The organism is Pseudomonas graminis (assembly GCF_900111735.1).
Classification (GTDB): domain Bacteria; phylum Pseudomonadota; class Gammaproteobacteria; order Pseudomonadales; family Pseudomonadaceae; genus Aquipseudomonas; species Aquipseudomonas graminis.
Genome location: NZ_FOHW01000004.1, coordinates 123,365 through 145,143 on the forward strand (window position 1 = coordinate 123,365; position 21,779 = coordinate 145,143).

At 60.7% G+C, this 21,779-nt stretch carries 15 protein-coding genes; all 15 read right to left on the minus strand.

Translation table 11 applies throughout. The features are described 5' to 3' along the window. Nucleotide 1: 1 nt before the first annotated feature. Entirely contained in the window at nucleotides 2–1,612 is a 1,611-nt protein-coding gene (gene tssA, locus BMY98_RS05090; protein WP_074885618.1) for a type VI secretion system protein TssA, read from the minus strand. After that, a complete protein-coding gene (locus tag BMY98_RS05095) occupies nucleotides 1,609–4,977 on the minus strand; it encodes an ImcF-related family protein (RefSeq protein WP_083398719.1) in 3,369 nt (1,122 codons plus the stop codon). Before BMY98_RS05095 ends, tssA begins: the two co-directional genes overlap by 4 nt. Continuing rightward, on the minus strand, nucleotides 4,974–6,131 hold the full coding sequence (locus tag BMY98_RS05100) for a hypothetical protein (RefSeq protein ID WP_074885622.1): 1,158 nt from the start codon (nucleotides 6,129–6,131) through the stop codon (nucleotides 4,974–4,976). Before BMY98_RS05100 ends, BMY98_RS05095 begins: the two co-directional genes overlap by 4 nt. Nucleotides 6,132–6,133: 2 nt before the next feature. Next, entirely contained in the window at nucleotides 6,134–6,400 is a 267-nt protein-coding gene (locus BMY98_RS05105) for a PAAR domain-containing protein (RefSeq protein ID WP_065991584.1), read from the minus strand. Nucleotides 6,401–6,585: 185 nt separating this feature from the next. Then, a complete protein-coding gene (locus tag BMY98_RS05110) occupies nucleotides 6,586–7,410 on the minus strand; it encodes a hypothetical protein (protein WP_074885625.1) in 825 nt (274 codons plus the stop codon). Continuing rightward, nucleotides 7,410–8,252 carry a hypothetical protein gene (locus tag BMY98_RS05115; RefSeq protein ID WP_139214438.1) on the minus strand — a complete coding sequence of 281 codons (843 nt, stop codon included), beginning with the start codon at nucleotides 8,250–8,252 and terminating at the stop codon, nucleotides 7,410–7,412. Before BMY98_RS05115 ends, BMY98_RS05110 begins: the two co-directional genes overlap by 1 nt. Beyond that, complete coding sequence (locus BMY98_RS05120) at nucleotides 8,249–9,043, minus strand: hypothetical protein (protein WP_074885628.1); 795 nt, start codon at nucleotides 9,041–9,043, stop codon at nucleotides 8,249–8,251. The genes BMY98_RS05115 and BMY98_RS05120 overlap by 4 nt, the downstream gene beginning before the upstream one ends. Before the next feature lie 40 nt (nucleotides 9,044–9,083). Next, complete coding sequence (locus BMY98_RS05125; protein ID WP_074885631.1) at nucleotides 9,084–9,878, minus strand: hypothetical protein; 795 nt, start codon at nucleotides 9,876–9,878, stop codon at nucleotides 9,084–9,086. A 1-nt stretch (nucleotide 9,879) separates the two neighbouring features. Then, nucleotides 9,880–11,910, minus strand: coding sequence for a lipase family protein (locus tag BMY98_RS05130; protein WP_074885632.1), 2,031 nt, complete (start codon nucleotides 11,908–11,910; stop codon nucleotides 9,880–9,882). A gap of 135 nt (nucleotides 11,911–12,045) precedes the next feature. Beyond that, a complete protein-coding gene (locus tag BMY98_RS05135) occupies nucleotides 12,046–14,580 on the minus strand; it encodes a type VI secretion system Vgr family protein (protein WP_074885635.1) in 2,535 nt (844 codons plus the stop codon). Beyond that, nucleotides 14,580–17,228, minus strand: coding sequence for a type VI secretion system ATPase TssH (gene tssH / locus BMY98_RS05140; RefSeq protein ID WP_074885638.1), 2,649 nt, complete (start codon nucleotides 17,226–17,228; stop codon nucleotides 14,580–14,582). The genes BMY98_RS05135 and tssH overlap by 1 nt, the downstream gene beginning before the upstream one ends. A gap of 192 nt (nucleotides 17,229–17,420) precedes the next feature. Then, nucleotides 17,421–17,912: an Hcp family type VI secretion system effector gene (locus tag BMY98_RS05145; RefSeq protein ID WP_065991578.1), complete on the minus strand. Its 492-nt coding sequence runs from the start codon at nucleotides 17,910–17,912 to the stop codon at nucleotides 17,421–17,423. Between the two features lie 19 nt (nucleotides 17,913–17,931). Continuing rightward, on the minus strand, nucleotides 17,932–19,719 hold the full coding sequence (locus tag BMY98_RS05150) for an OmpA family protein (protein WP_074885641.1): 1,788 nt from the start codon (nucleotides 19,717–19,719) through the stop codon (nucleotides 17,932–17,934). 7 nt (nucleotides 19,720–19,726) lie between these two features. Next, a complete protein-coding gene (gene tssL / locus BMY98_RS05155; RefSeq protein ID WP_108121845.1) occupies nucleotides 19,727–20,398 on the minus strand; it encodes a type VI secretion system protein TssL, short form in 672 nt (223 codons plus the stop codon). A gap of 8 nt (nucleotides 20,399–20,406) precedes the next feature. After that, on the minus strand, nucleotides 20,407–21,762 hold the full coding sequence (tssK, locus tag BMY98_RS05160; RefSeq protein WP_074885648.1) for a type VI secretion system baseplate subunit TssK: 1,356 nt from the start codon (nucleotides 21,760–21,762) through the stop codon (nucleotides 20,407–20,409). Between the last annotated feature and the right edge of the window lie 17 nt (nucleotides 21,763–21,779).

Consider the following 21,779-nt stretch of genomic DNA (forward strand, 5'->3'; position numbering starts at 1 on the left):
GTCAGCCGCACAGCACTGCTGCGCGGACCGGGTCCATGGCCACCAGAGCCGCCAGCAGCGGCTCCATGCGTTTACTCAGCGCGTTTTTGTCAGCGTCGCTGCGCTGGGCTTTGATGCGCAGCAGCTTGAGCAGCCGCGCCTTGACTTCAAACACCCGCGCAGGCTCCCACTGGGCGAGCACATGACGCTGGGCCGTCGCGTCCAGTTCGCCGAGCAAGTGCACCGCAAGCTCGCTTTTGCCGTACTGCTCGGCGACCCGCGCCATCAACAGGCGCAGCAACCAGTGCTGCCGGCCGCTGTGAATGTCGGGCCGCGTGTCGAGCCAGGCCAGCGCCACCTCGACGCCGTCGCGATCGGCCTGGGCCAGCGCCTCGCTTTCGAGCGCGAGAATGTCGGCGTCGTCTGCGACGCAAGCGGCCGGCACGGGCAGCCATGCAGCCGCGCCCTGGGTGCTGACGTGCTGCTCGATCCACTCGCGGGTGGTCTCGTCAGCGAAGGACGAGCCATCGTCCCAGCACAGGTTTTCGAGGCCCGGCAGGCGTTCGAGGAGCAGGCCCAGATCCTCCTTTACGATGCGTGCCCAACCTTCCGACGGCGCGGGTTGCCGGCTCAGCGCCTGATACAGAAACCACTGCAGGTCGAGCCAGAAATGGTTCACACCCTCGGCAAACATGCGCTCCACCTGATCGAGCAACTCGGTCCAGCTCTGTTGCAGGTACAACCGTTTGAGCTGCGCGCGATATTCGCTCCGGGGCGGTGACAGTCGTGTTCGACCGGTCGCGTCCTGGGGCGGCGACTGATGCACGGTGTCCCAGCGCAGACTTTTCATCAGCCGATGGGCCGCCAGCCAGCCCTGGGGTTGTTCGCGCAGATAACTGGCCAGCGCGCGTCCGTTGTCCAGCAGGTCACGGCCTGAGCGGATGACGCCCGATGCAGGGCCGGCGCTGTGGGTGGCGCCTTGTTTGGTGGCCTCAGAGTTGGCAGCGTCATGGCTGGCGCTGAACTGCGGCACCACGGCGTCGAGTCCGCCAGCCTGTGTCAGCCGTGCCGACAGCGCCGAGTAAAGCGCGCCCAGTTCCGGCCGTTGTTGCGCAGGCCAGCCTTCCAGCACGCGATCCAGCCAGGCGAGTGCGGCAACTGTGCGCTCGGCCTCGGCCTTCACCACTTCCGGGTACAGCGTCAGGCTGTCCAGCACCCTGGCGCTGGCCAGCCACTCCAGCGCCACCTTGCGGCTTTTGGGCCGCGCCGGGAGGACGTCGGTGGTGTAGCGCTCAACGATGGCCGCCAGCAAATTCAAGCCTGCGGCCAACCCGGCCTCGCCATCCCGCTGCAGACGCGCCCACAGGTAATAGGTGAGCACCCGGAGGTCCTTGCACGTCCCTTTGAGCAGCTTTTCCGCCAGCATGATGACCCGTTCGGCGTCAGCACCGGAGAGCTTGTTGACCTCCTCGCGCATGCTCTGGAAATCATCGTCATAGCCCGGGTCCTGGCCGGCCGGTGACTCAGCGCTGATCGGCGTCAGCCATGATCCCCACTCCGCAGCGTGGGCCTTGGCGATCTGCACGGCATCGCGCTCGCCCAGGGCGGTGGCGATCAACCGTGGCAGGCTCATTCGATCACCTCGGCGCGCGCTGATGTTTGTGCGCTGGCGATCCCGTTGAGGAAGATCTGTCGCGGTAATCTGAAGTTGCGCAGCGCGAGCAGGCTGATCGGTCCCGCGCCCAGTTCGGTGCGCATGTGCCAGGTCAGGTCCAGACCATCCGGCGCGGGCACGCTGATGCGGTAGCGGCTGTCGCTGTCATCCAGCGCGGTGACGGTGGCGCCATCCAGCAGACGGATCAGCCCCCAAACGCCCTGAAAATCGCCATACAGGCGCTCGCCGCTGCGTACGCTGGTCCAGGTCAGGCTGGCGCCGGGGTAGTCGCTGCTGCCGGGCCAGCCGAAGCGTTGCCAACTCTCTTTCTGGTTGAAGTACTGATGCCGCGCGCCGTTGAGCACGAAGGTGGTCTGCACCACGTCACGCACCGCCTTGCCCTGCAGCTCGAAGTTGATGCCCATGCCGCCGTCGGTGTAGAGCACGTCGGCCAGGTGGCTGAGCTGATTGACCGCCGCGAGAAATTTCGGGTTGATCAACAGGCCCTGACCGTGGGTCGGGTCCACCTCCCAGCGGCCACCGTCCTTGCGCAACACGCCGGTCAGTTCGCGCTGCAGGAACTGTTCGATACGTCCCGATTCACCACGAATCATCTTGCCCAGCATCGGCAACGAGGCGTCGCTGCCGGTGGCGGCAAAGGGGTAACGGCCGAGAAACGCCTTGTCCCATTCATCAACCACCGCCTGCTGCCACTGCCGGTTCAGGGCGGCCGCTGAAGGCTCGAGCACCTTGCGCCAGGCCTGATCCAGCGGCTGCACGAACAGCGCGTGGGCCACGCCGTCCCACTCCTCGCCGAGACTGGCCGCCAGCAGCTCGCCATAGGCGCGGGTGTCGGTCAGGTCGATGTTCTTGCCCTGAAACACGGTTTGCGCCATGGCCTGGGTCATGCCCTGGGGATCGGCGGCGTGACTGACCTGCTGCAACTTCAGGCGCACCCGGGTCACGCGGGTCAGAAAGGCTTGCAGGCTGAGGTCGTCATCGCCGCCCTTGCCTTCCGGGTCCTTGCCTAACAACCCCAACAGCGGGCCGAACGTGGGATCCAGCGGCCCGGCCGGTGTGTCGAGCTGCTGGCTGATGGCAGGCACCGGCATGGAGCGACCGCTGCCCATCAGTTTCTGCGCCGACTGCATCAACGAGTCCTTCAGCCCCTGACTGCGAATGCCGGCCTGACCTTGCCAGGCCAGGGTATTCATGAAGGCAATCAACGGTGACTGACGGACGTCGCTCATCAGCGTCAGTTGATCGATGACGTCGGCGAGGCTGTCGGCCCGCCGCCATTGCACGCTGTTAAGAAACTCAAGCCAGGCGCCGGAGTAATCATGGAAGTAGCGCTCGGTCAGGCGCGCTCTGAGCTGCTCGGGCGAGGTGTCGGCAACGGCGCTGTTTTCGCGATCGCTGAGCACCCAGTCGATCTGCTCGCGGCGGGCCTCGACGATGTCATCGATCGCCTGACGCACCTGCCCTTCCCACGCCTGCCGGGTGAACACACCCGGCACACTTGCCTCCGTGAAAAACAGCGGCCAGGCCTCTTTGTCATCGACCATCTGTTCGAGGTCAAGATCGGGAGCTTGGGTCGCGGCGGCCTCCAGCACCTGCCGATAAAGGCTGGCCTCACCATTTCGCTGGCCCAGTTGCACCAGCAGCACCTGCCGCGCCTGGGCCACCAGTGCGTCATCCAGTTCGATACGCCACTGCGGATTGGCCGCCAACTGCTCGGCGTAAAACTGCCACAGGGTCGGCGACAGTCCTTTCCACAAACCCGGCGCTACGCCCATTCGAGCCGGTTCGGCATGACCCAGCGCGGTCACCAGAAAAGCGGCGTCAACCTTCTCCGGGCGGGCCATCATCAGGTAGGCCTTCAACTGCACATACGCGTTGTGCGCGCCCTTGGCCCGCCGCGGACTGTCGGCGGGCGACGCCACCAGTGATGCCAGCTGGCGTTTGAGGTTCTCCGCCGCCGGGTCTCGCATCAGCCGGTTATTGGCCTCGACATAGCGTGGCCACGTTACCGCGAGCAACGCGTCGTTCTGGCTCAGCCCGAAGCGCTGGTACCACGGCTCGCCACGCCGCGCGCGCTCCTTCAGCCGTCCCATTTCAAGGATCAGCGCGTTGAGGGCGAGCAATTGCTCATCGCTGGGGCCCGAAGGCTGGACCGCAGCGAGGGTAGACTGAATGTCGAGTATCTGGGTGCGGTGGGTGGAAAACGACAGCAGCAGGCCCGTCAACCAGATCAGCATGGCGCCGAGTGCCAGTGCGTAGCTGATGCGCGTGACGGGCCAACCCAGCCGGCGGATCTGGCGTGACCGCGGCTGGAGCACGCCCGCCCACGCTGGATCGGGCAGCCACAAATGGTCAGCGGCGGGGGTGGGCTGCGCCGGCAAGCTGAACCACACCCCGCGCAACGGTACGCCCCGCGCAAACTTGCCCAGCAACGGCGCCAGCGCCTGAAGCCAGCGGGCGATACCTTCCGCTTTCAGCTGCTGGGACAAGCGCAGGCCAAAGTCGTGTTCTGCGCTTTGTTCCATCTGGGCCAGGCCTTGTTTGCGCAGAGGCTCGCCCAAACGGGCAAGGGACGTTTCCAGCTGCGACCCGGTGACGCGCGCGGGCAACAACGATCCAACCGGCTCACGACGACAGGTGTGCTGCGGCCATTGGCTGTCGCAGACTTCCCACAGGTGCAGCGGCAACTGCCAGCCCAGGGTTCGCGCCAGTTGCTGCAAACCGGCGACGCCACCGGCCATTGTCGCGGCGTTGGTACTTTGCTGTTTGTCGAGAGCCCAAACCACGGCGTCCAGACCGCGCCGATGAATTATCGCGTGCCAGCGGGTGGCGGTTTTGCAGAGCGGGGATTGCGGGCTGCCGCCCCAGAGCAGCACGGCGTTCTGGGATTCAAGCCACTGGGCATCGGCAAGTCCTGGCGCGATGGCCTCGATCTGTTCGGGCTCGCCGACGACCAGAATGAAGCGGGTGCGGGTGCGCTGGAAGGCGGTGTACTGGTGGTCAAGGTGCTCCTGGAGTTCAGCGACGCCCGGGAGTTTCTTGGTTTCAGGCGTGGATGACGACGCCTCCGGCGGGAACACGCCGTCACCCGGCCGCCGCTCGACGCTGCGGCGGCTTTTGACCAGCGCCAGGGCACGAGGAATGGTTTGCACCAACAGCGCGATCACCATCAGCAACAGAAACGCCGTGATCTGCTGATGTCTCTCCGTCAGTCCGACCCTTGCGCCATAGGTGTAAACCAGCCAGCCCAGCGCCACTGCAAAGGCAACCAGCCATACCGCGCCACCGGCGCGACGCCAGCCATTGCCGATCAAGGATTTCATGCGAGTTCTCCCGGTGTGACGGTGTTGATCCATCGGCCTGAGTGTTCGCTGGCCAGTAGCAACAAGGGCTCCTTCGCGAGCTTGGTCATCTCGATGCCCAGCGCTGCCAGCAGCCAGTGGCCGCAGGGGCCCGGCACGCCGTTTACGGGTTCCAGAATCCAGCGGTGGTCCACCGACAGCGCTGCACCCTCGCGCGCCGCTGCAGCCAGTAACGTGGTGGTTTCGGGTTGCCAGTCGGCGCGGTCAGCCAGCACGCCTGTTGCCTCGCGAGCTTTGGCCTGAATCTGCAGGAAAGTGGTGAAGTCGGTTTCCAGGGAATCGACGTCGAGGGGCATCGGGCGCAACAGGCGCGCGGCGATTGGGAGCTTGTGGGCTTTGGCGACCCCGTCGGGGCACAGCAGGATGGCGGCGAGTCCGTCGGAGTAAGCCTCTTTACCGTGGGCCTGGACGACGAGGATGAGCTCGACGGCGTCGCGTGGGGTTTTAAGTGTTTCTTCCATCCAGGCGAAGGAGAGCTGGGTTGTTACGTGGACGCCGGTGAGGGTGGATGACGGGGTGAGATCGGACAGGTGCTGCTGGCAGGCTTCGGCCAATGCTGGATGCTCATCCTGTGGCGCATCGGTCAGGACAGTGACACTGAGACTTTCACTCGGTGGCAGCGGCGCCAGTACTGTCGACAGCGAACCCATCAATTGGGCAAGACCCGCCAGGGCCCGGCCCTTTTGGCCCTTCGGCAGGCCAACGATGCGGCGGGCTTTGCCTGAGTGTGGGACAGGCGTATGGGGCGGTTTCATCATCGCCACCGCAGACAAATGCTCGGGCAAAAGAACAAGCCCGCCCATGGCCGACATGTAACGCTGACCCCATTCCGCCCAGGCGACCTGTGCCAGCCGGGACCGCTCCTGCCGCAGTCTGTACTCATCCAGAGCGCCACCGTAGGCGTGCACCCGCGCCGCCAGCGCGAGAATCGCCACCACCAACGGCGAGGCGGTGAGCGCCCATACGTTTAACGCCTGCAATTCAGGCACCACGACGTAGAGCAGGAACATCAGCACAGCCGCTGCCCCCGCTAAAACCACGATCAGCAGCCAGCGAACCGGTGAAGGCGGTTTGGGTGCGAGCCTTGCTTGCACGTATTCACGTTGCCACGCCATCTTCAATCCTTCGCCCAGTCAGGCGCGCTGGACATAACCTGGCAACCGCACTGTGAGTGGCAACCATCGACCACCAGCTCACGGCCTTCCTCCAACCAGTCGGCACAACCCTCAATAATGGGATTAACGCCATGTCCGGGTATGGGACACATGACCCTATCCCCCACCAGAGCGACTGCCTTGCCCTGAGTGATGTGAGTGGACGACGCGGAAATTACCGCTCCTCCGTGGGTGGTCTTGTCACCCAACAATACGAATCCTTGTGACATTGAAAGATCCTTTGTTAATGAATTGATGAAGCCGTGTATTTATTCCGCGCGAGCGGATGCCTGGGCGAGCTCATGCGTTGCGCGTGCTTGTCATATGTGCCGGGTTTTAACGGTGCGGGCCTGTACTCACCGACTTGAAGGCCGATATAAAGATCAGGGGTGACACGTTAAGTTATTACCTGTCCTCATCGTATGGCTTCAGCCTTTAAACGAATGGCCTCAAGCGTGGGAAAATCTGGCGTATCGCTGTCATCTGGGCCCGAAGTCCCGTCTGGATAAATAAAGGCAGGGTGAATTCCGATGCTTTTGAACTCTGGCTGTTTTGATGTCACGACATATTTGGCGTGAAGCACTGCCTCAACGTTTATCTTTCGCACCTGGGGAGCCAGGTAAGTCTGGTAAGGCACCGCTTCACCCACCAGATTAAGCCTCTTGACGTAATCCTTCCTTAGGACATCTTTTAACCATGGGTAGTAATTATTCTTGATATCAAGATAGGTGCCCACCACGTTTTTAACCCCTTCAGACGGAAAATCCGGATTGTTATGCTGAAACACGACCAGGACATCACCTCCCGTTCCCACTGCCGCACCTTCGCCAATGCGCTCAGGCCATTGAGGACGGACACCAAACTTCACGTAAGCCACGCGCCACCTACACATCCCGCCACCGTCAACAGCGAAATCGGCGTCATATAAATTGCCCTCCCCGCGCCGTTTCAACGCTACACGCTGCTCCCGGATATTGCCGAATACATCAGGCCCCTCATAAACGTTTTCGCAGATCGTCGATAGATAACCCACGGCCATGGGCGGCGGGACTAACCCTTCCGATACTTTAATTTTCATCGTGACTTTCTCCCCCTCCGTGTCCGGATGCAGTTCGTAGTCAAGTGCGCAACCACTGAGTGATGCCAACAACGTAATACCTATGAGTAAAGCGCTGAATCTTGATACTTTCTGATTCGGTTGATCGCCCTGAAAATATCTCGCGGCGCTGAAAAACTTCATTATTTGGCCTCCGTCTTCAAGCGAATTTTCTGCATTTTTTTAAAGTCCGGCTCAAGTTCCCTGTTGGATTCTTCCGTGCCGTCGGGGTACCGAAATGTTGTCGTTACGATTTCGTCAGCGAAGCGTTTCTTAAGGGAAGTCGACGTCACGACAAGATCTGAATGCAGCACCGGCTCAAAATAGATGTTTCTTGCATCCGGAGCCCTGTAGGTACGATAACTTTCATACTCTTTGGCCAGATTTACACTCTTATCATAGTAACTGAGTTCATAGGCTTCGCGTACCCATGGATAGAAGTCCTTTACGATTGTCAGGTTCGGCCCTTCGATAAACTGATCAACCGTGTTAAAGAGCGCGTGCTGCCCGTCGAACTTAACGATAACTGTCCCACCATAATAAGCCGTTACTTTTTTTGCAAAACGATTAGGAATACGATACACGACTCCAAACTCGATGCTATTTAGTTGCCATTCACATTCACCGCCGCCATCAACGAAAACCTCCGCCTCGTACAGATCTGTTTCTCCCCGCCTCGTGAACTTCGAATTTTGAAAGTTTGATCCTGGAAACTGCATACGGCTCACAGTGGGTAAGTCGACGAACATTCGGCATCTGGTCGACTCGTACTTGGCGAGCAAAGTTTTCGGCTCAAGCTCTGCAGGCACTTTCATAACAATTTTTACTTTTTCGCTGTCGGGTGGCGGAGTCAAAACTTTGTAGTCTTTTACGCAACCGCTTATGAGAGCGAGCAGCGCAAAAGATAAAATCGCTGGCTTTGCGAATAGCATGGCGTGTTTCATATAAGGTTCTTTAGGACTATGCGGCATAGTGAGCGGCTTCATTTTTTTGCCTCCGCCGCCAGACGAATTTTTTGCATTTTTTCAAAGTTAGGCCGCGCTCGCCAATCGGATTCCACAGAGCCATCGGGGTAGTAGAATTTTATGAAGTCTCCAATGACGTGTTTCTTTGGCGACACAGATGTCACAACCACGTCTGAGTGCAGTACCGGCTCAAAATATATGGACCTTGCTTCCCGGGCCTCGTAGTTAAGATAGCCGCGATTCTCACTAGACAAATTCGCACGCCTCGCATAACCATCGATAAATTTTTCGCTTACCCATGGATAGTAATCCTTCACGATTGTTAAATAGGGGCCCACCACTTTCCTTGTTCCTCCGACGCTGAGCTGCGCTCTATTACCATCAAATTTTACGATGACCGTGCCGCCCGTGCCCTGCGTTACACTTTCTCCGAAACGACTTGGAAGACGGTATTTGATGCCAAATACGACATTACTAAGACGCCACTTGCAGCGACCACCTCCATCGATGGACAACTTCGCCTCATAAAACTCTGTGGCCCCACGCCTCGTTAGTTCCGAACCGTAACCGTTATATCCTTCCAGGGATTCAGGCCTACCATCACCGTCATGCACAACTTTTCGGCATACAGACGAGCGATACATGACTCGTAGAGGTTGTGGCTCCAGTTCTTCGGGCATCTTTATAACGATTTCGACTTTCTCACCATCTGGCGGCGGATTCATACTGTAGTCTTTCGCGCAGCCGCTGAGGAATGTGAGCAATACGAAGCACAAAACCGAAGTCTTGAAAAATGATTTAGCGTGATTCATGGAGTATTTTCCAATACAGGCGACGGGGCAGCGGTCAACTTCATTTCTCCGCTTCCGCTTTCAAGCGGATTTCCTGCATTTTTTTAAAGTTGGGCTCTGATCTCCGATCAGACTCTATTGTTCCGTCAGGGTATTGAAACGTAATGAATTCACCAACCTTGTGTTTTTTTGGTGCTGTCGATGACACCACATAATCAGAATGCAACACCGCCTCGAAATACACGCTCCGGGCTTCACGGGCCTCGTAGGTTAGATAACTTCTCGCCTCGCCTGCCAGACCCGCTCGCTTGATATACCCGCCCGAGTAACTATCCTTCACCCAAGGGTAATAGTCCTTGATGATAGTAAGGTCTGCTCCTTTAACTTTCACCAAACCAGATGTCCGAAGCTGTGCATCGTTGTGGTCAAATATCACAATTACCCCACCGCCCCCTCCTGAGCCCACGTTTTCTCCAAAACGATTAGGCACGCGATAGCTCACCTCAAATAAAACATTACTTAAGCGCCACTCACAGGGCCCACCGCCGTTTACAAATAAATCTGCCTCATAGAGACTTCCGTTGTTCTGGCGTGACAATTTCACATCAATCGAGTTGTAACCTTCGAGCCTCTCGGGTCGTCCATCTCCGTCATGGGTGACACGTTCGCAGATCGCTGATCGATACATCACCCTCAGGGGTGTTACTTCTAATTCCTCGGAGACCTTAATAGCAATCTTGACTTGCTCGCCGCTCGGTGACGGCGCCAGGCTGTAGTCTTTCGCACAACCACTAATGGAGAGAACCGTCGCAACACAAGGCAGCAATACTTTCAAACCCAAACCTTCTCTACTCATACTAAACTCTCGACGCACTAGCAACTAAGTCAAGCCGCTGCAACGCTTCGACCCCACCCTCCGCCTGAACTGTTGCCTCCAATGCCGCATCTATCTGCTGATGCATTTTAAGAAACAGGTCATTCCGCTCATATTCATCTTTCGGCGAGGTGCCGCCATGCTTTGTCATCTGTTCCGCGAAGCGCTTGATCTCGTCCTGTGCATCAAGCGGCGGCTTCCGATCAGGTTCGATGGCTGTGAGTAGTCGATTGGTTATGTGTGCCATATATTCGCCCATCATATGGTTCCCAATACCTAGCAACCCTCCCGGCTTGGGGTTTTTGTAGCGTGGAAATATTCGCTCTAGCGTTTTCTTGTCAAGGCTGCTTATGAACAGGTGCTGTAGTTTTCCGCATTGCTCACTCAATGTTGCATTAATACTTGGCACCAGGTACAGGTTTGGCCGCGCCCGCAATCGGGTCTTTATGGTGTTGTAGTACGGCGCGCCGAGACCATCCTTACTCCGATATGCAGGGTAGGAGGAGCCACGGCTCTGAATGTGCTGTTCTACACGGTAAAACATGGCAAGTTCGCCATGATGGCCGTATGAATCACCGAATTCGATCACATTAGTTGCGAGGGCCTGACCCATCGACCAAGCGAAGCCTAACGTCGTGCCTAAAGGGCCGTAAAGCCTATAGAGATGGTTATCCAGATCTGCCTCAGGCGGCACGCTGGGTATAGTGTCGGTGTCATGGACATGTCGAAAGTGGGCAAATCCGCTTAATCCCTGTATCGCTTCGATGGTAAACGTACGTGGCATGCCGTAGGTGTACAACACCGGACCTTTATCCTTGAGTGTTGCGGCATGTATTAGACCCAAAGCTCCTCCAAGGCTGTGTCCGCAAATGAAAAGTTTCCTAACCAGAGTATCTTCTGGAATGAATTCACTGAAGTGCCTATCGTACAAGGTTTCAGCTACTTTGAAGGCCTCACGAAACCCTAGGTGAACCCGGCCCTCGACCGCCAGATCTGTGCATGGAACCGAAGGAGCACAATTCAACTTCAGTTCTGGGGGGACAGGACGAAATGTGAGGTCCGTGATCAGGTCTGGCGCATGGAGGCGGTCAAAGTCAGTTCCGCGCCATGCCACGAGTATGTGAGTCGCGTTTCTGACGTAGAAGAGCTGGGTGTCACCCTTGGGAACGGCTGCTTTAGCAGTATTCAATACCACACAGGTCTCGTATCGATCATCGAATGGTAAGTCGGTGACCAGACAGGGCCAGTTTTTGCCCCCGTCCCAAACCCTGGGAGTTCTCGACAGATCGATACACTGCTGTTCAAAAAACTCCTCTGGCGAACCAAATACATTCTTCGACTTGTTGCTATACGACAAGATGCTCATCAGCCCCAAGTTGTAGGCATTCGCGAGGCTGTACTTCTGCTCATCATGCAGCACCAACGACCACGCACGCAGTGGGCAAACTTCCAATACATGCCGGCAGTTCAGCGCTTCGTATTGCACCGTAAACCCTGAAAACTCAGCGTCCGGAAAATGATAAGCCGGTGGCGTATCCAGCTCTGGCCACGGCGGATTGAACACCGGCAGCTCATCACACAGTTGCCCTATTCGCAGGTAGTGATAGGCATGCCCCTGCTCAAGCGCCTGTTTTTCCACCGGCGAAAACCCGGGGCGCTGCTTTCCGTACAGAGGCTTGCTATCACTTGCACCTGGCCGCTCGGGCTCCGGGCGCACCGCCCGCAACCGCCGCTGCTGCAGGACTTCAGCCAACGGCGCCGCCGGCATTAGCAGTGTTAAGTCGAGCGGATAAAGATCCTCAACTCGAATCACACCCTGGGCATCGGTGCTCCCCGAGTACTCAGCAACGCAGCCATCCCGCACTGCCTGATTGGTCGCCCGCCACGGCAGATCGGCCAAGGGCTCGCCGAGTTCGTCCACCAGTTGAAATTCAACCCAATGGGTTTTCTGCGGGCCGATGGCCACAGGCTTGTAGGTGCAAAAAATGTCCGTCTGGTGCTTTCTGTCTTTCATGCCGGGTCCTTCCTGATTGAAGATTTGATGCGGTGATAGATCGTCGCGGCCGATTGCCTGGCGGCAGGAGCGGTGTCGGAAGCCGTTGCGATGCAGATCGCAATCCATCCGGGCGACGGGGCCCCTGAGCGGTGGTCATTGCTCATCGTGCTTGTCATTGGGAAACTCGATCACCACGTTCCCGGGCAACAGCGTGTGGACCGGAATGGTCCTGCCGTCCTTATCGGTCACGCCGGGGAACCGCTCGCCCTCCTGAGTGGTGATCAGGTAACGGGCGAAGGGCGCGTAACCCTTATCCGGTTCGCTGAGGGTGTAACCCGCGGCATAGCCCGGCGGTATCGGCGTCGCCGGGGTGGTCAGCGTGGTGGCACCGCCCTTTAGCACGTACGCGGCCCGGTGATGGATGTTCCCTGGCGCGCCCAGCTCGATGTCGCCATCCTTGATGCGGATGAACGCGCCGCCGCAGCTGAAGACGATTTCTTCGGGCGCACTGATCTCGACACGGCCGGCCAGGCTTTCAATTTTTATCTGGTCATTCGCCAACGCGTGCATCGCCCCACCGTAGGCGTGCAGCTGTACATCCCCATCCACGGCTTTTAGGTCGAGGCCTTTGGTTACAGCGCACAGGCTGATCGCACCCTCGGCGGTGCCGGTGATGTCATGTCCCGCGCTGACGTTGGTCGAGCGCGACGACGTGATGGCGACGCTGTCACGGCCGGAGGACAGCAAAACAGCCTCGGGACTGACCACGCCGATGCCGGCCGGCGCGTGCAGTAGCAGGCCGGGCTCGGTCAGGTTGGTCAGGGCCGCGGTGAGTTGTTCGTGGCCGCTCGTATCGGCGGCAATGGCTTGGGCACTCCGGGCGGCTTGGGCCATGGACCGGGCCAACGACAACGCGCTTTCGAGCTGCTCGATTGCAGCGTCCATATCGAGCTGCTGACCGTAAGCCTTGGTCTGTTGATCCGCACTGATAAACACCCCGCGCCCGGCCCGAATCGCACCCCAGCCATCCGTGCGCAATTCAAACCCTTCGCCGCGCTTGTCCTTCTCGTTGTCGACCAGATGCCCGAGGTTCAGCTGGCTCTTGCCGCTGTGCTCGGTGCTGAGTTTGATGTGTTCTTTGCCGCGATCGTCTTCCATGCGCAGCTTGTTGTTCGCCGGCGTGCGCAGCACGTTGCGTTTGTAATCGCTGCGCGTGAGGGTGACGTGATCGGGATGGCGACTGTCATGCAGGGCATGGGCGATGTAGGGCTGATCCGGGTCGCCTTGCTCGAAGGCAATCGCTACTTCCGTCCCGCAGATCAGCGGCAGGTGCAAGCCGTGGGTATCGCCCGCATAGGGTCGAGCCAATCTGAGCCACAGGCTTTCCTGACCGATTTCCCAGCTGTCACGATCAAACAGAAAGCTGACCTTGTAGCGCCCTTCGCGGTCGATGTGGCTATAGGGATCGTTGGCCAGCGAGCTGGTGACTCGCGCCGGAACAGTCCCGGCTATCTCAGGCTTGGCCAATAACGGCGGCCGAAAACACACGCTCTCGGAATAAGGGATGGCTTCAAAGCTCAACTCAAAACTGCGATCCCGCGCCGCACGCAATCGTAGCCTTGTGAGCACCGCCCCCGGCTCAAACGCCTGGGGCGCTCCACCGGAAATCGCCAGCACCTGCGCCAATCCCAAAGACGCACTGCTGCTCATCCCGCTCAGCCGGGTCTGGTTATTCAGATACCGCTCATGCCGCAACCGCCCATAGAAAAACCCGCTTTCACCCTCTAAATCTTCATCCTGATCCAGCTTGTCGCCGAGCACCTTGTACGGCTCGGCATAGTGATACGCCTCGCCATAGGTCGTGGTGTCACCCCGGGTCTGATCCACAGTCCCATCCAGCCAGGCACTCGCATCCCGATGGTGATAGGCACGAAAGTGAACGCTCTGTTCCACCACCTCATGACTGACCTGCAGCCCCCAAACCCCGTCCGCGCCACTGCTGCCCAACCCCGACTGCGGCCGAAACGGCAAACTCACTCGCGGGCGAAGGTAATGCCGCTGATCATCATGAAACTCGACGACCGCAATCCCCAATCGCTCATCGTTGCTAAAGCGGTACCAGATCCCCACCTCGGCTAATAAGCGCGAAATAAACGCCAGATCGCTCTCGCCGTACTGCATCACCTGCTCGCGCTTGGGATACTCCCGCACCAGCGTGAACAGAAAATCCTGCCCCTCAAAGTCATGGCGCGTGCGCAGAATGCTCTCGACAATCTGCGGCACCGACTGATGCTGATAGATCCGGAACTGCCGCCCACGGGCCAGCAACGCCAGGCGCGGTTCCAGCGTCACTTCATAGCGCGCCTCGTCAGCGGAACCGGACAGCCGCTTGAAGCCGGTGATGACCCCATGCAACGTGCGCAGCGGTTTAACCGATGGCACCGGCAAGCCAGGAATAGCAATCGGCAAGGTATGGGCCGCCGCATGCAGACTGAACTGCGCATCCTGCCCGAGCATCCGCTCGGCGCCGATGTCTCGCTCAACCGAGGTCAATTCCACGCGATAAAGAAACGGCTGGCTCAGCCGTTCTTCGCCCTCAAAGGCCAGCACATCCAGCGCGACAGGCAGGTTATGAACGGTAAGCTTGTGACGGCTATGGTCGAAAAACACCCCGATGGCATCGTTCATCATTCGCCCTCCACCGAAGCCTGGGACTCGACAAACTCAACGGTGATGCCGTCCTCCTCGCAGTGCCCAAGCACCACGCTCCGCGTTGCCAGTCGCGCCGCCTGGCGCTGTAAAAGCTGTTGACTCAGCACCGGCAAAATCTGCTGGTTGAGGAGGCTGTCGATGTTCCGCGCGCCGCTGTCGGGCAGCAGGCAGGCCTCCACCAGCGCATCGTGCAGGCGTTCGTCGATCCGGCAGTCCAGCCCGTAATGCCGGCGCAGCCGCTCCGCCACTTTGCCCAGCTTGATTGCGACGATGCGCTTGAGCGCCGCCGCCTGCAGCGGCCGGTAAATCAACGTCTGAAAACGCGCCAGCAACGCGGGCTGGAAGTGCTCGCGCAGCACCGGCCGCAGTTGCTCGTGCACCTCCCCGTCGAGCGCTTCGGGGTTGGCCAGCAGGTAGTCCTGCAACAGGTCGCTGCCCAGGTTGGAAGTCATGACGATGACGGTGTTGCGAAAGTCGATTTCGCGCCCTTCGCCGTCCCGCATGAAGCCTCGATCGAAGACCTGATAAAACAGGTTGAGCACGTCGCGGTGGGCCTTTTCCACTTCGTCCAGCAGCACGACGCTGTAGGGTCGCTGGCGCACCGCTTCGGTGAGCACGCCCCCTTGTCCGTAGCCGACGTAACCGGGCGGCGCACCCTTCAGCTGGCTGACGGTGTGGGCTTCCTGGTACTCGGAGAGGTTCAGGGTGATCAGTGATTTCTCGCCGCCAAACAAGGTGTCGGCCAGCGCCAGGGCGGTTTCGGTCTTGCCAATGCCGCTGCTGCCGACCAGCAGGAACACGCCCAGCGGCGAGTCTTCTTCGGTCAGGCCGGTTTTCGCGGCGCGCAGGCGCTGGGCCATTGCCGTCAACGCGCGGTCCTGACCGATGACGCGAGACGCCAACGACTGCTCCAGAGCCAGCAGGCTGGCCTGTTCATCTTTCAGCAGGCTGCTCAGGGGCACGCCGGTCCAGTCGGCAATGACTTGGGCGACGCTGCGATCATCGACGTCCAGGGACAGCAACGGCGCATCGCCCTGAACCGCCTTGAGCTGCGCCTGTAGATCCGCGCAGGTGTCGGGATCGAACACCTCGGCATGACGGGCGGCGAGCAATGTCTGCGCGAGATCGAGTTCGTGGGCGTGCTGGTCCTGCAGTCGCCCCAGCTCATCGCTCAGGGATGAAAGCTGCTCGGCGATGACCGCCAGACGCTCATCGGCGCTGCGTCCGTTGATGCGCTGATCTTCTTGCAGCGCATGGCGTTCCTGCTCCAGCGCGGACTGCCGGGCCTTGCTCGCGATCAGCGCCTGGGGTTCGCAATCCAGGCTCATGCGCACCCGAGCGCTGGCGGTGTCCAGCAGGTCGACGGCTTTGTCCGGCAACTGGCGGCCGGGCAGATAGCGGCGCGACAGCACCACCGCCGCCTGTATCGCGGTGTCCTCGATGTGTACGCCCTGGTGGCTGGCATAGCGGGCCTTCAACCCGCGCAGCATGATCATAGCCGTGGCGTCATCCGGCTCGTCAACCTTGACCGTCTGGAAGCGCCGCTCCAGCGCCGGGTCGCGTTCGAAATACTGCTTGTATTCGCCCCAAGTGGTCGCGGCGATGGTGCGCAGTTCGCCACGGGCCAGGGCAGGCTTGAGCAGATTGGCAGCGTCGGCGCCTCCGGCTTGATTGCCCGCGCCGATCAGCGTGTGGGCTTCGTCGATGAACAGCAGCACCGGATGCTCGGCCTGCTGCACGGCCTGGATCACGTCTTTGAGGCGTTGTTCGAACTCGCCTTTCACTCCCGCGCCGGCTTGCAACAGCCCCAGGTCCAGCGTGCGCACGCTGACCGGTTTCAGGCTGGCAGGCACGTTGCCTTCGACGATGCGCAGGGCCAGCCCTTCGACCAGCGCGGTTTTACCGACGCCGGGTTCGCCCACCAGAATCGGGTTGTTCTTGCGCCGGCGGCTCAAGATATCGATGACCTGACGGATCTCGTCGTCACGGCCGAGCACGGGATCGATCTCGCCCTTGAGCGCTTTCTCTGTGATGTCCTGGGTAAACCTCGCCAGCACAGGGTTTTCCGCCGCTGAATCCGCGGACGACATCTCTACCGCAGCACGATCCGGCGCAAGATCCAGGCCCTGCTCCGGCCCAGGTACCGAACCCGCGCGCTCATCGGAATGCTCGTCAAGAAAAGGCAGCAAGTGACGCAACTGCACCTCGCTCAGGCTGAGCAAAGGCCAGGCTTCCACACACGCCAGCAGGTCGGGGGTCTCGATCAGCGCCGCCAGGACGTGGGCCGAGCGCAGTTGCTCGTTGTCCTCGTCCATCGAAGCGCGCACCCAGGCGTTCTTGATCAGCACCTGCAATTTGTCACACAGCTGCGGTTTGGCCTGGACGCTGCGCGGCTGGCGGTCGAGGTGGTCGAGCAAGCCGGTCCACAGCGCTTCGATGTCCCACTCGTAACGCCGGCCGATCAGCACCAGATCACCGTCGCCCTGCCCCAGCAGTTTCAGCAGCCAGTGCTCAATGGTGATGTGACCGTGGCCGCGGCTCTGGCACAGCGTTGCCGCCGCGCTGAGGGCCTGGGCGCAGAAAGGGTTGAGGCGGCGAAGCAAACGGGAGGAGCTCTGTGCCATGGGTCATCGTCCTTGAATGGAAGGAGTAAGGAGCGGCGACGACGGTTGGCCGGTCGACGCCTCGCTGTGTTGTCTGGGGAAACGTGCCGTGCCGATGTGCTTGGCGCAGCGCCCGATTACGGACGCTCAACCCAACACACCGCAGCCGGCAGACAGGCGTGCAAAAGCTGCCTGTCTGCCGGCCTTGCAGCGTCAGGCGGTCTGGCGTTCGTTCCACGAGTCGGAGTGGATGATGTTGCCGTCCTTGTAGGTCCAGGTGACCTTCTCGTAGCGCAGCTCGACCATCTCCAGGTGGTTGTGCTTCTCCTTGGCCGGGTCCTTGACGTCGTGCATTTTCGGCGCGACGCGGACGACCTTGACGTTCTCCAGCAGGGTGTTGAAGTACTCGACTTCCTGGCCGGCGTCGTCGATGCGGTACCACTTGAACTCGGCGCTTTTCAGGGTCTGGCCGGTGCCGACAGCCTTGTACAGGTACGGGCTGCTGGCATCGATTTCCTTGGTGAACAGGAACGGCGTGTGCACCCGGGCGCCGGTCAATTTGCCGGTGTTGTTGTCGGTGGGGATGTAGACGCTGTGGTCCTGGGCGACCACTTCGACGCTGCCTTCCCGGGACTGCACGTTGACCGAGCCTTTGATGTCAGCGCCGCCGTCATCTTTGAGCCAGAGGTAAACGGGAATTGCCATGTGAAACTCCTTGCTTGGGTTATCGAGTGCCGCGAAATGCGACGGGGGTAGCCGGCCCGGCCCCGGCAGAAAACGACCCGCAGGCCCCCTCTTCCGGCACCAGACGGATGTCGACGCGGCGGTTGGCCCTGCGCCCTTGTTCGGTGTCATTGCTGGCGATCGGTTGACTGGCGCCGTAGCCCTGCACGGCGAAGCAACTGCCGGGAATGCCGCCCATGCGTTGCATCCAGTCGCGCACTGAAGCGGCGCGGTCGCGGGACAGGCGCAGGTTCTGCTCGGCGCTGCCGGTGGCGTCGGTGTGCCCGGTGACGACGATCAACCAGCCGGGTCTGGCCTTGATGCCGACCAACGCATTGATCAGCACTTGGGTCGACTCCGCCTTGAGTTCGGCGCTGCCGATGTTGAACAGCGACAGCGTGTCCAGACGCACCGGCGCGGACGCCTGCGCCATCTCGGTGGGCGGACGGTAACGGCCGATGGCGTGCCAGACCCTGATGCGCAGTTGTTCGGCGCGATAAAGGCCGAAGCCCAACGACCGTGGTTCGCCGTAGCGGTAGTAGTCATCCAGCCGGCGGGCGTCGTCGTGCAGAACGGTCAACGCCGCTTCGCGCCGGGCCACGGCCTGCTGATCCTCGCGGTCGGTTTCGTTGATCGATGCGTAGCGGCGCAGGTCGTCACCCACCTGACGGATCAACAAAGTGTTCTGCCGGGCCGAGCTCGACAGGGCGACGACGGCAGAGAAAACCGTCAGCCAGATGCCGATGACCGTGGCGCGCCTCGCTGCTGTGTTGCCGGTGTGCCGGGGCACCAGCTCCAGCAAAGGGTCCGGCGCGGGCAAAACACCGCCCGTGTCCCTCGTCAACCGGGTCGGCACCAGCGCGGTTTTTCCCTGTATCCAGTGCTGCCAGACGCTGCCGGGAATGGGGTCAGGCAGACGCGCCACTTGGCAGATTGCGTAGGCCACTGGCGACGGCGCGCGATGCCGGCCGATCCGAGTGAAGTGCGGCGCGACGTACTGAACAAGCCATGCGGCGTGGGTATTCATCTGCACGGCAAGTTGTATGCGGTCGGTGAGGACGGTGGCGTCTTGTCTCTGCCAGTCCTCGACGCTGACGCAGGTGCCGTTGTTTCGTACCCGCGCAAAGGGGCCGCCATTTTCCCAACTGAACCAGACGGCTTCGGTGGCCGAACTTCCCTCTTCCCGGCTGAAGCCCGTCCCACGAACACCGTGCGGCCTTGGTGAGGTGTGTTGATAGCTCACTACCCACAACGGCAACGTTTGCGCACGCTTGCGGATGACCGAAAGCTGATGAGTCAGCGCACGAAGCTGGCCGGCCAGCACCGCGCTGTCAGCGTGTTGGGCCGGATTGATGACGAACATGACGCTGAGCTGCCCACGCCATTGCGGACGGACCGCCAGCAGCGCAGTGGTCACTTCGGGCAATCGCTCAATGCTCGGCACCCAGACGTAACACCCGCTGGCCGTGTTCCGTACGAGGGTTTGCTCGGCAGCATCGGCATCGGCATCGGCATCAACAGCAATAAGCGCCGACGCCCCCTCACCGCATATCAGCACCACAGGCAGCCGGTATTCACTGCCCGGCAAGGTCCGAAACGCTTCCAGGCGCAGCGAATCACCGAGACGGGAAGTACGTCGACCCGCCAGCAGCCAGGCCCCGGTCACCAGAATCAGGGCGCCAACGACGGCGAACGCTTGATCGACCAGGCTCAGCGGCAACACGCTGATCACCATCAGCGCCAGGCATCCGGACCACAGGGCAAGTGCACGCATCAACTTGAGTGTCATGGGCGCGTCACACCCGCTCGGTCACAAGGGAGGCGACCAGCGCCGCCAGATGCGAATCCAGCAACCACCAGATGCCGGCCAGCAGCAAACCGGCCGCCAGCAGGTGTAACAGCGGCGCGCGCAGCCACGCTGGCAACGGTTTGCGACCCCGTGCGTCGATCCACGTGGGCAACGCCTGATCCAGGGTCAACGGCGCCACTCGGGCGGTCAACTCGGCCATCAACTGTTGCCGCTCGGGATGGTTCGGTTCCTTGTAGCGACCAAGAAATCCCAGCATCAGAACGCGGTGATACACCCTCAGCACGCTCGGGTCCGGAGACGGCTCGTGCAGCACCTCACGCATTTCTTCGTAGAGAAACTGCCCCGCCTGATGACGTCCGAAGTAATGCGCCTGGAGCGGTTCGTGGGTCCATTTGGCGCGTGCAGCGGCATCGGCGTGGATCAGCACGGTTTCATCCATGAGCGCACATTGGGCATGGCTGATGAAGTCGACATTGCGCTGGCTGACGCCGGCCTGGGTCAGCGCATCGCGAACCTCGACAACCTGCCGGGTGCACACCGCCCAGAGCGCATCGCTGTCCGGAGCGGATGCGCCATGACGCAACTCGACCACCAACAGGTAACTGTCCTGCAGCAGTTGATCGACATCGACGGACCGCGCAGCCGCTTGGCTTTTCATTGGCCGGCTCATGAGCGCAGCACCGCAAACAGCTCAAGCTTGACGTCCGGCAGCGTTGCCGGGACGTAGAACGCGCAAACCCCTTCGGCGAGCACGGCCTGACCGCTCGGATGGGCAAAGTCGAGGGCGAAATACTGGTTTTCGAGACGCAGCGGAATCGCCGCCGGCACGTGACTGAGCGGCTGCAGCGGAACGCCGTCCAGGGCTGCGTTGATCAACTGATCAACGTCGTCCGGAGTGCCGACCTTGCACAGCCGCGGGAACTGCGCCTGCAATTGCGCAGGGGCCTCGCGGCAGCGCACCGACAGGTAAAAGTCAGCGGCGTCGGCCTCACGCAGACGGGGATCGTTGAACGTCACTTGCCAGCGACCGGGGAGCACCCGCTCCAGCTCCAGAGCGATCACCCGCGACGGCAGACTGGCTTCCAGCAGCGTCGAAATCATCTGCATCAAGGGTGGAAAGACCGTTTCCAGCGCTTCGTGACGGTAGACCGGAATAGCGTCAACGTCGTGTTCAAGGGAGAACGTCAGCAGCGCCCCCGCCAGCTTCACCAGTTCCAGATAGACCTGCTCGGGATGGCGCGCCGGGCTGGCCTTGAAATCGGCGAGCACGGGTTGGTAGGTATTGAGCGCATTAAGCAGCCAGAACAGCGAAACATCCGCCACCGCGAAGTCGGCCATGCGCTGATTGCTTTCACGGCGCATGCCCATCAAGCGTTGACGCTTGGACGCCAGTTGGGTGAGGAGATTGTCCAGTTGGACCTGCAAACCCGCATGCCCGGCAAAGCTCAACAGCGGCGGAACGAACGCCTCGTCCAGGCACACCCGGCCCTGGCCGTCACGCACCAGCCGGGCCACGGAACAGGTCAGGTAATCGGCGTTGTCATCGCTGGCCAGACGCAGGCTGAGCATGTGCTCGAGCACACCGATCGACTGTTGATCGTCGCCGTAGAGATCCTGCACCTGTCGCCAATCCTGGCGGTAACGCACCGGCCGGTCAGCGCGAGCGTCTTCAAACAGGCAATTGCCACCGTTGGACTGCTCCAGCGGCAGGCACAACAGCACCGTCGCGCCCTGCTCCGGATCGATCTGAATCTGTTCGAGGGACAGCGCGGCGGGCAGCCGATCAACGCTGTCGGTGTCGATCAAGGTGCCATCCGGCAGCCGCACGCGCAGCGCGGACGCCTTGAGTTTGCCCAGCCGCAACGCTTCTGGATCAAACGTCGCCGTCTGCACGCCCCACGGATGAACCCGCGACAAATGGGCGATGCATTCGTTTGTCCAGGCTTCCCAGCGCCCTTGCTGCTGGAATTGCTGCTGGGACAGCAGCGCCCCGGCAGCCCAGAGAGGTCGGTCGATTTTCATGTTGTGCTCACCTATGG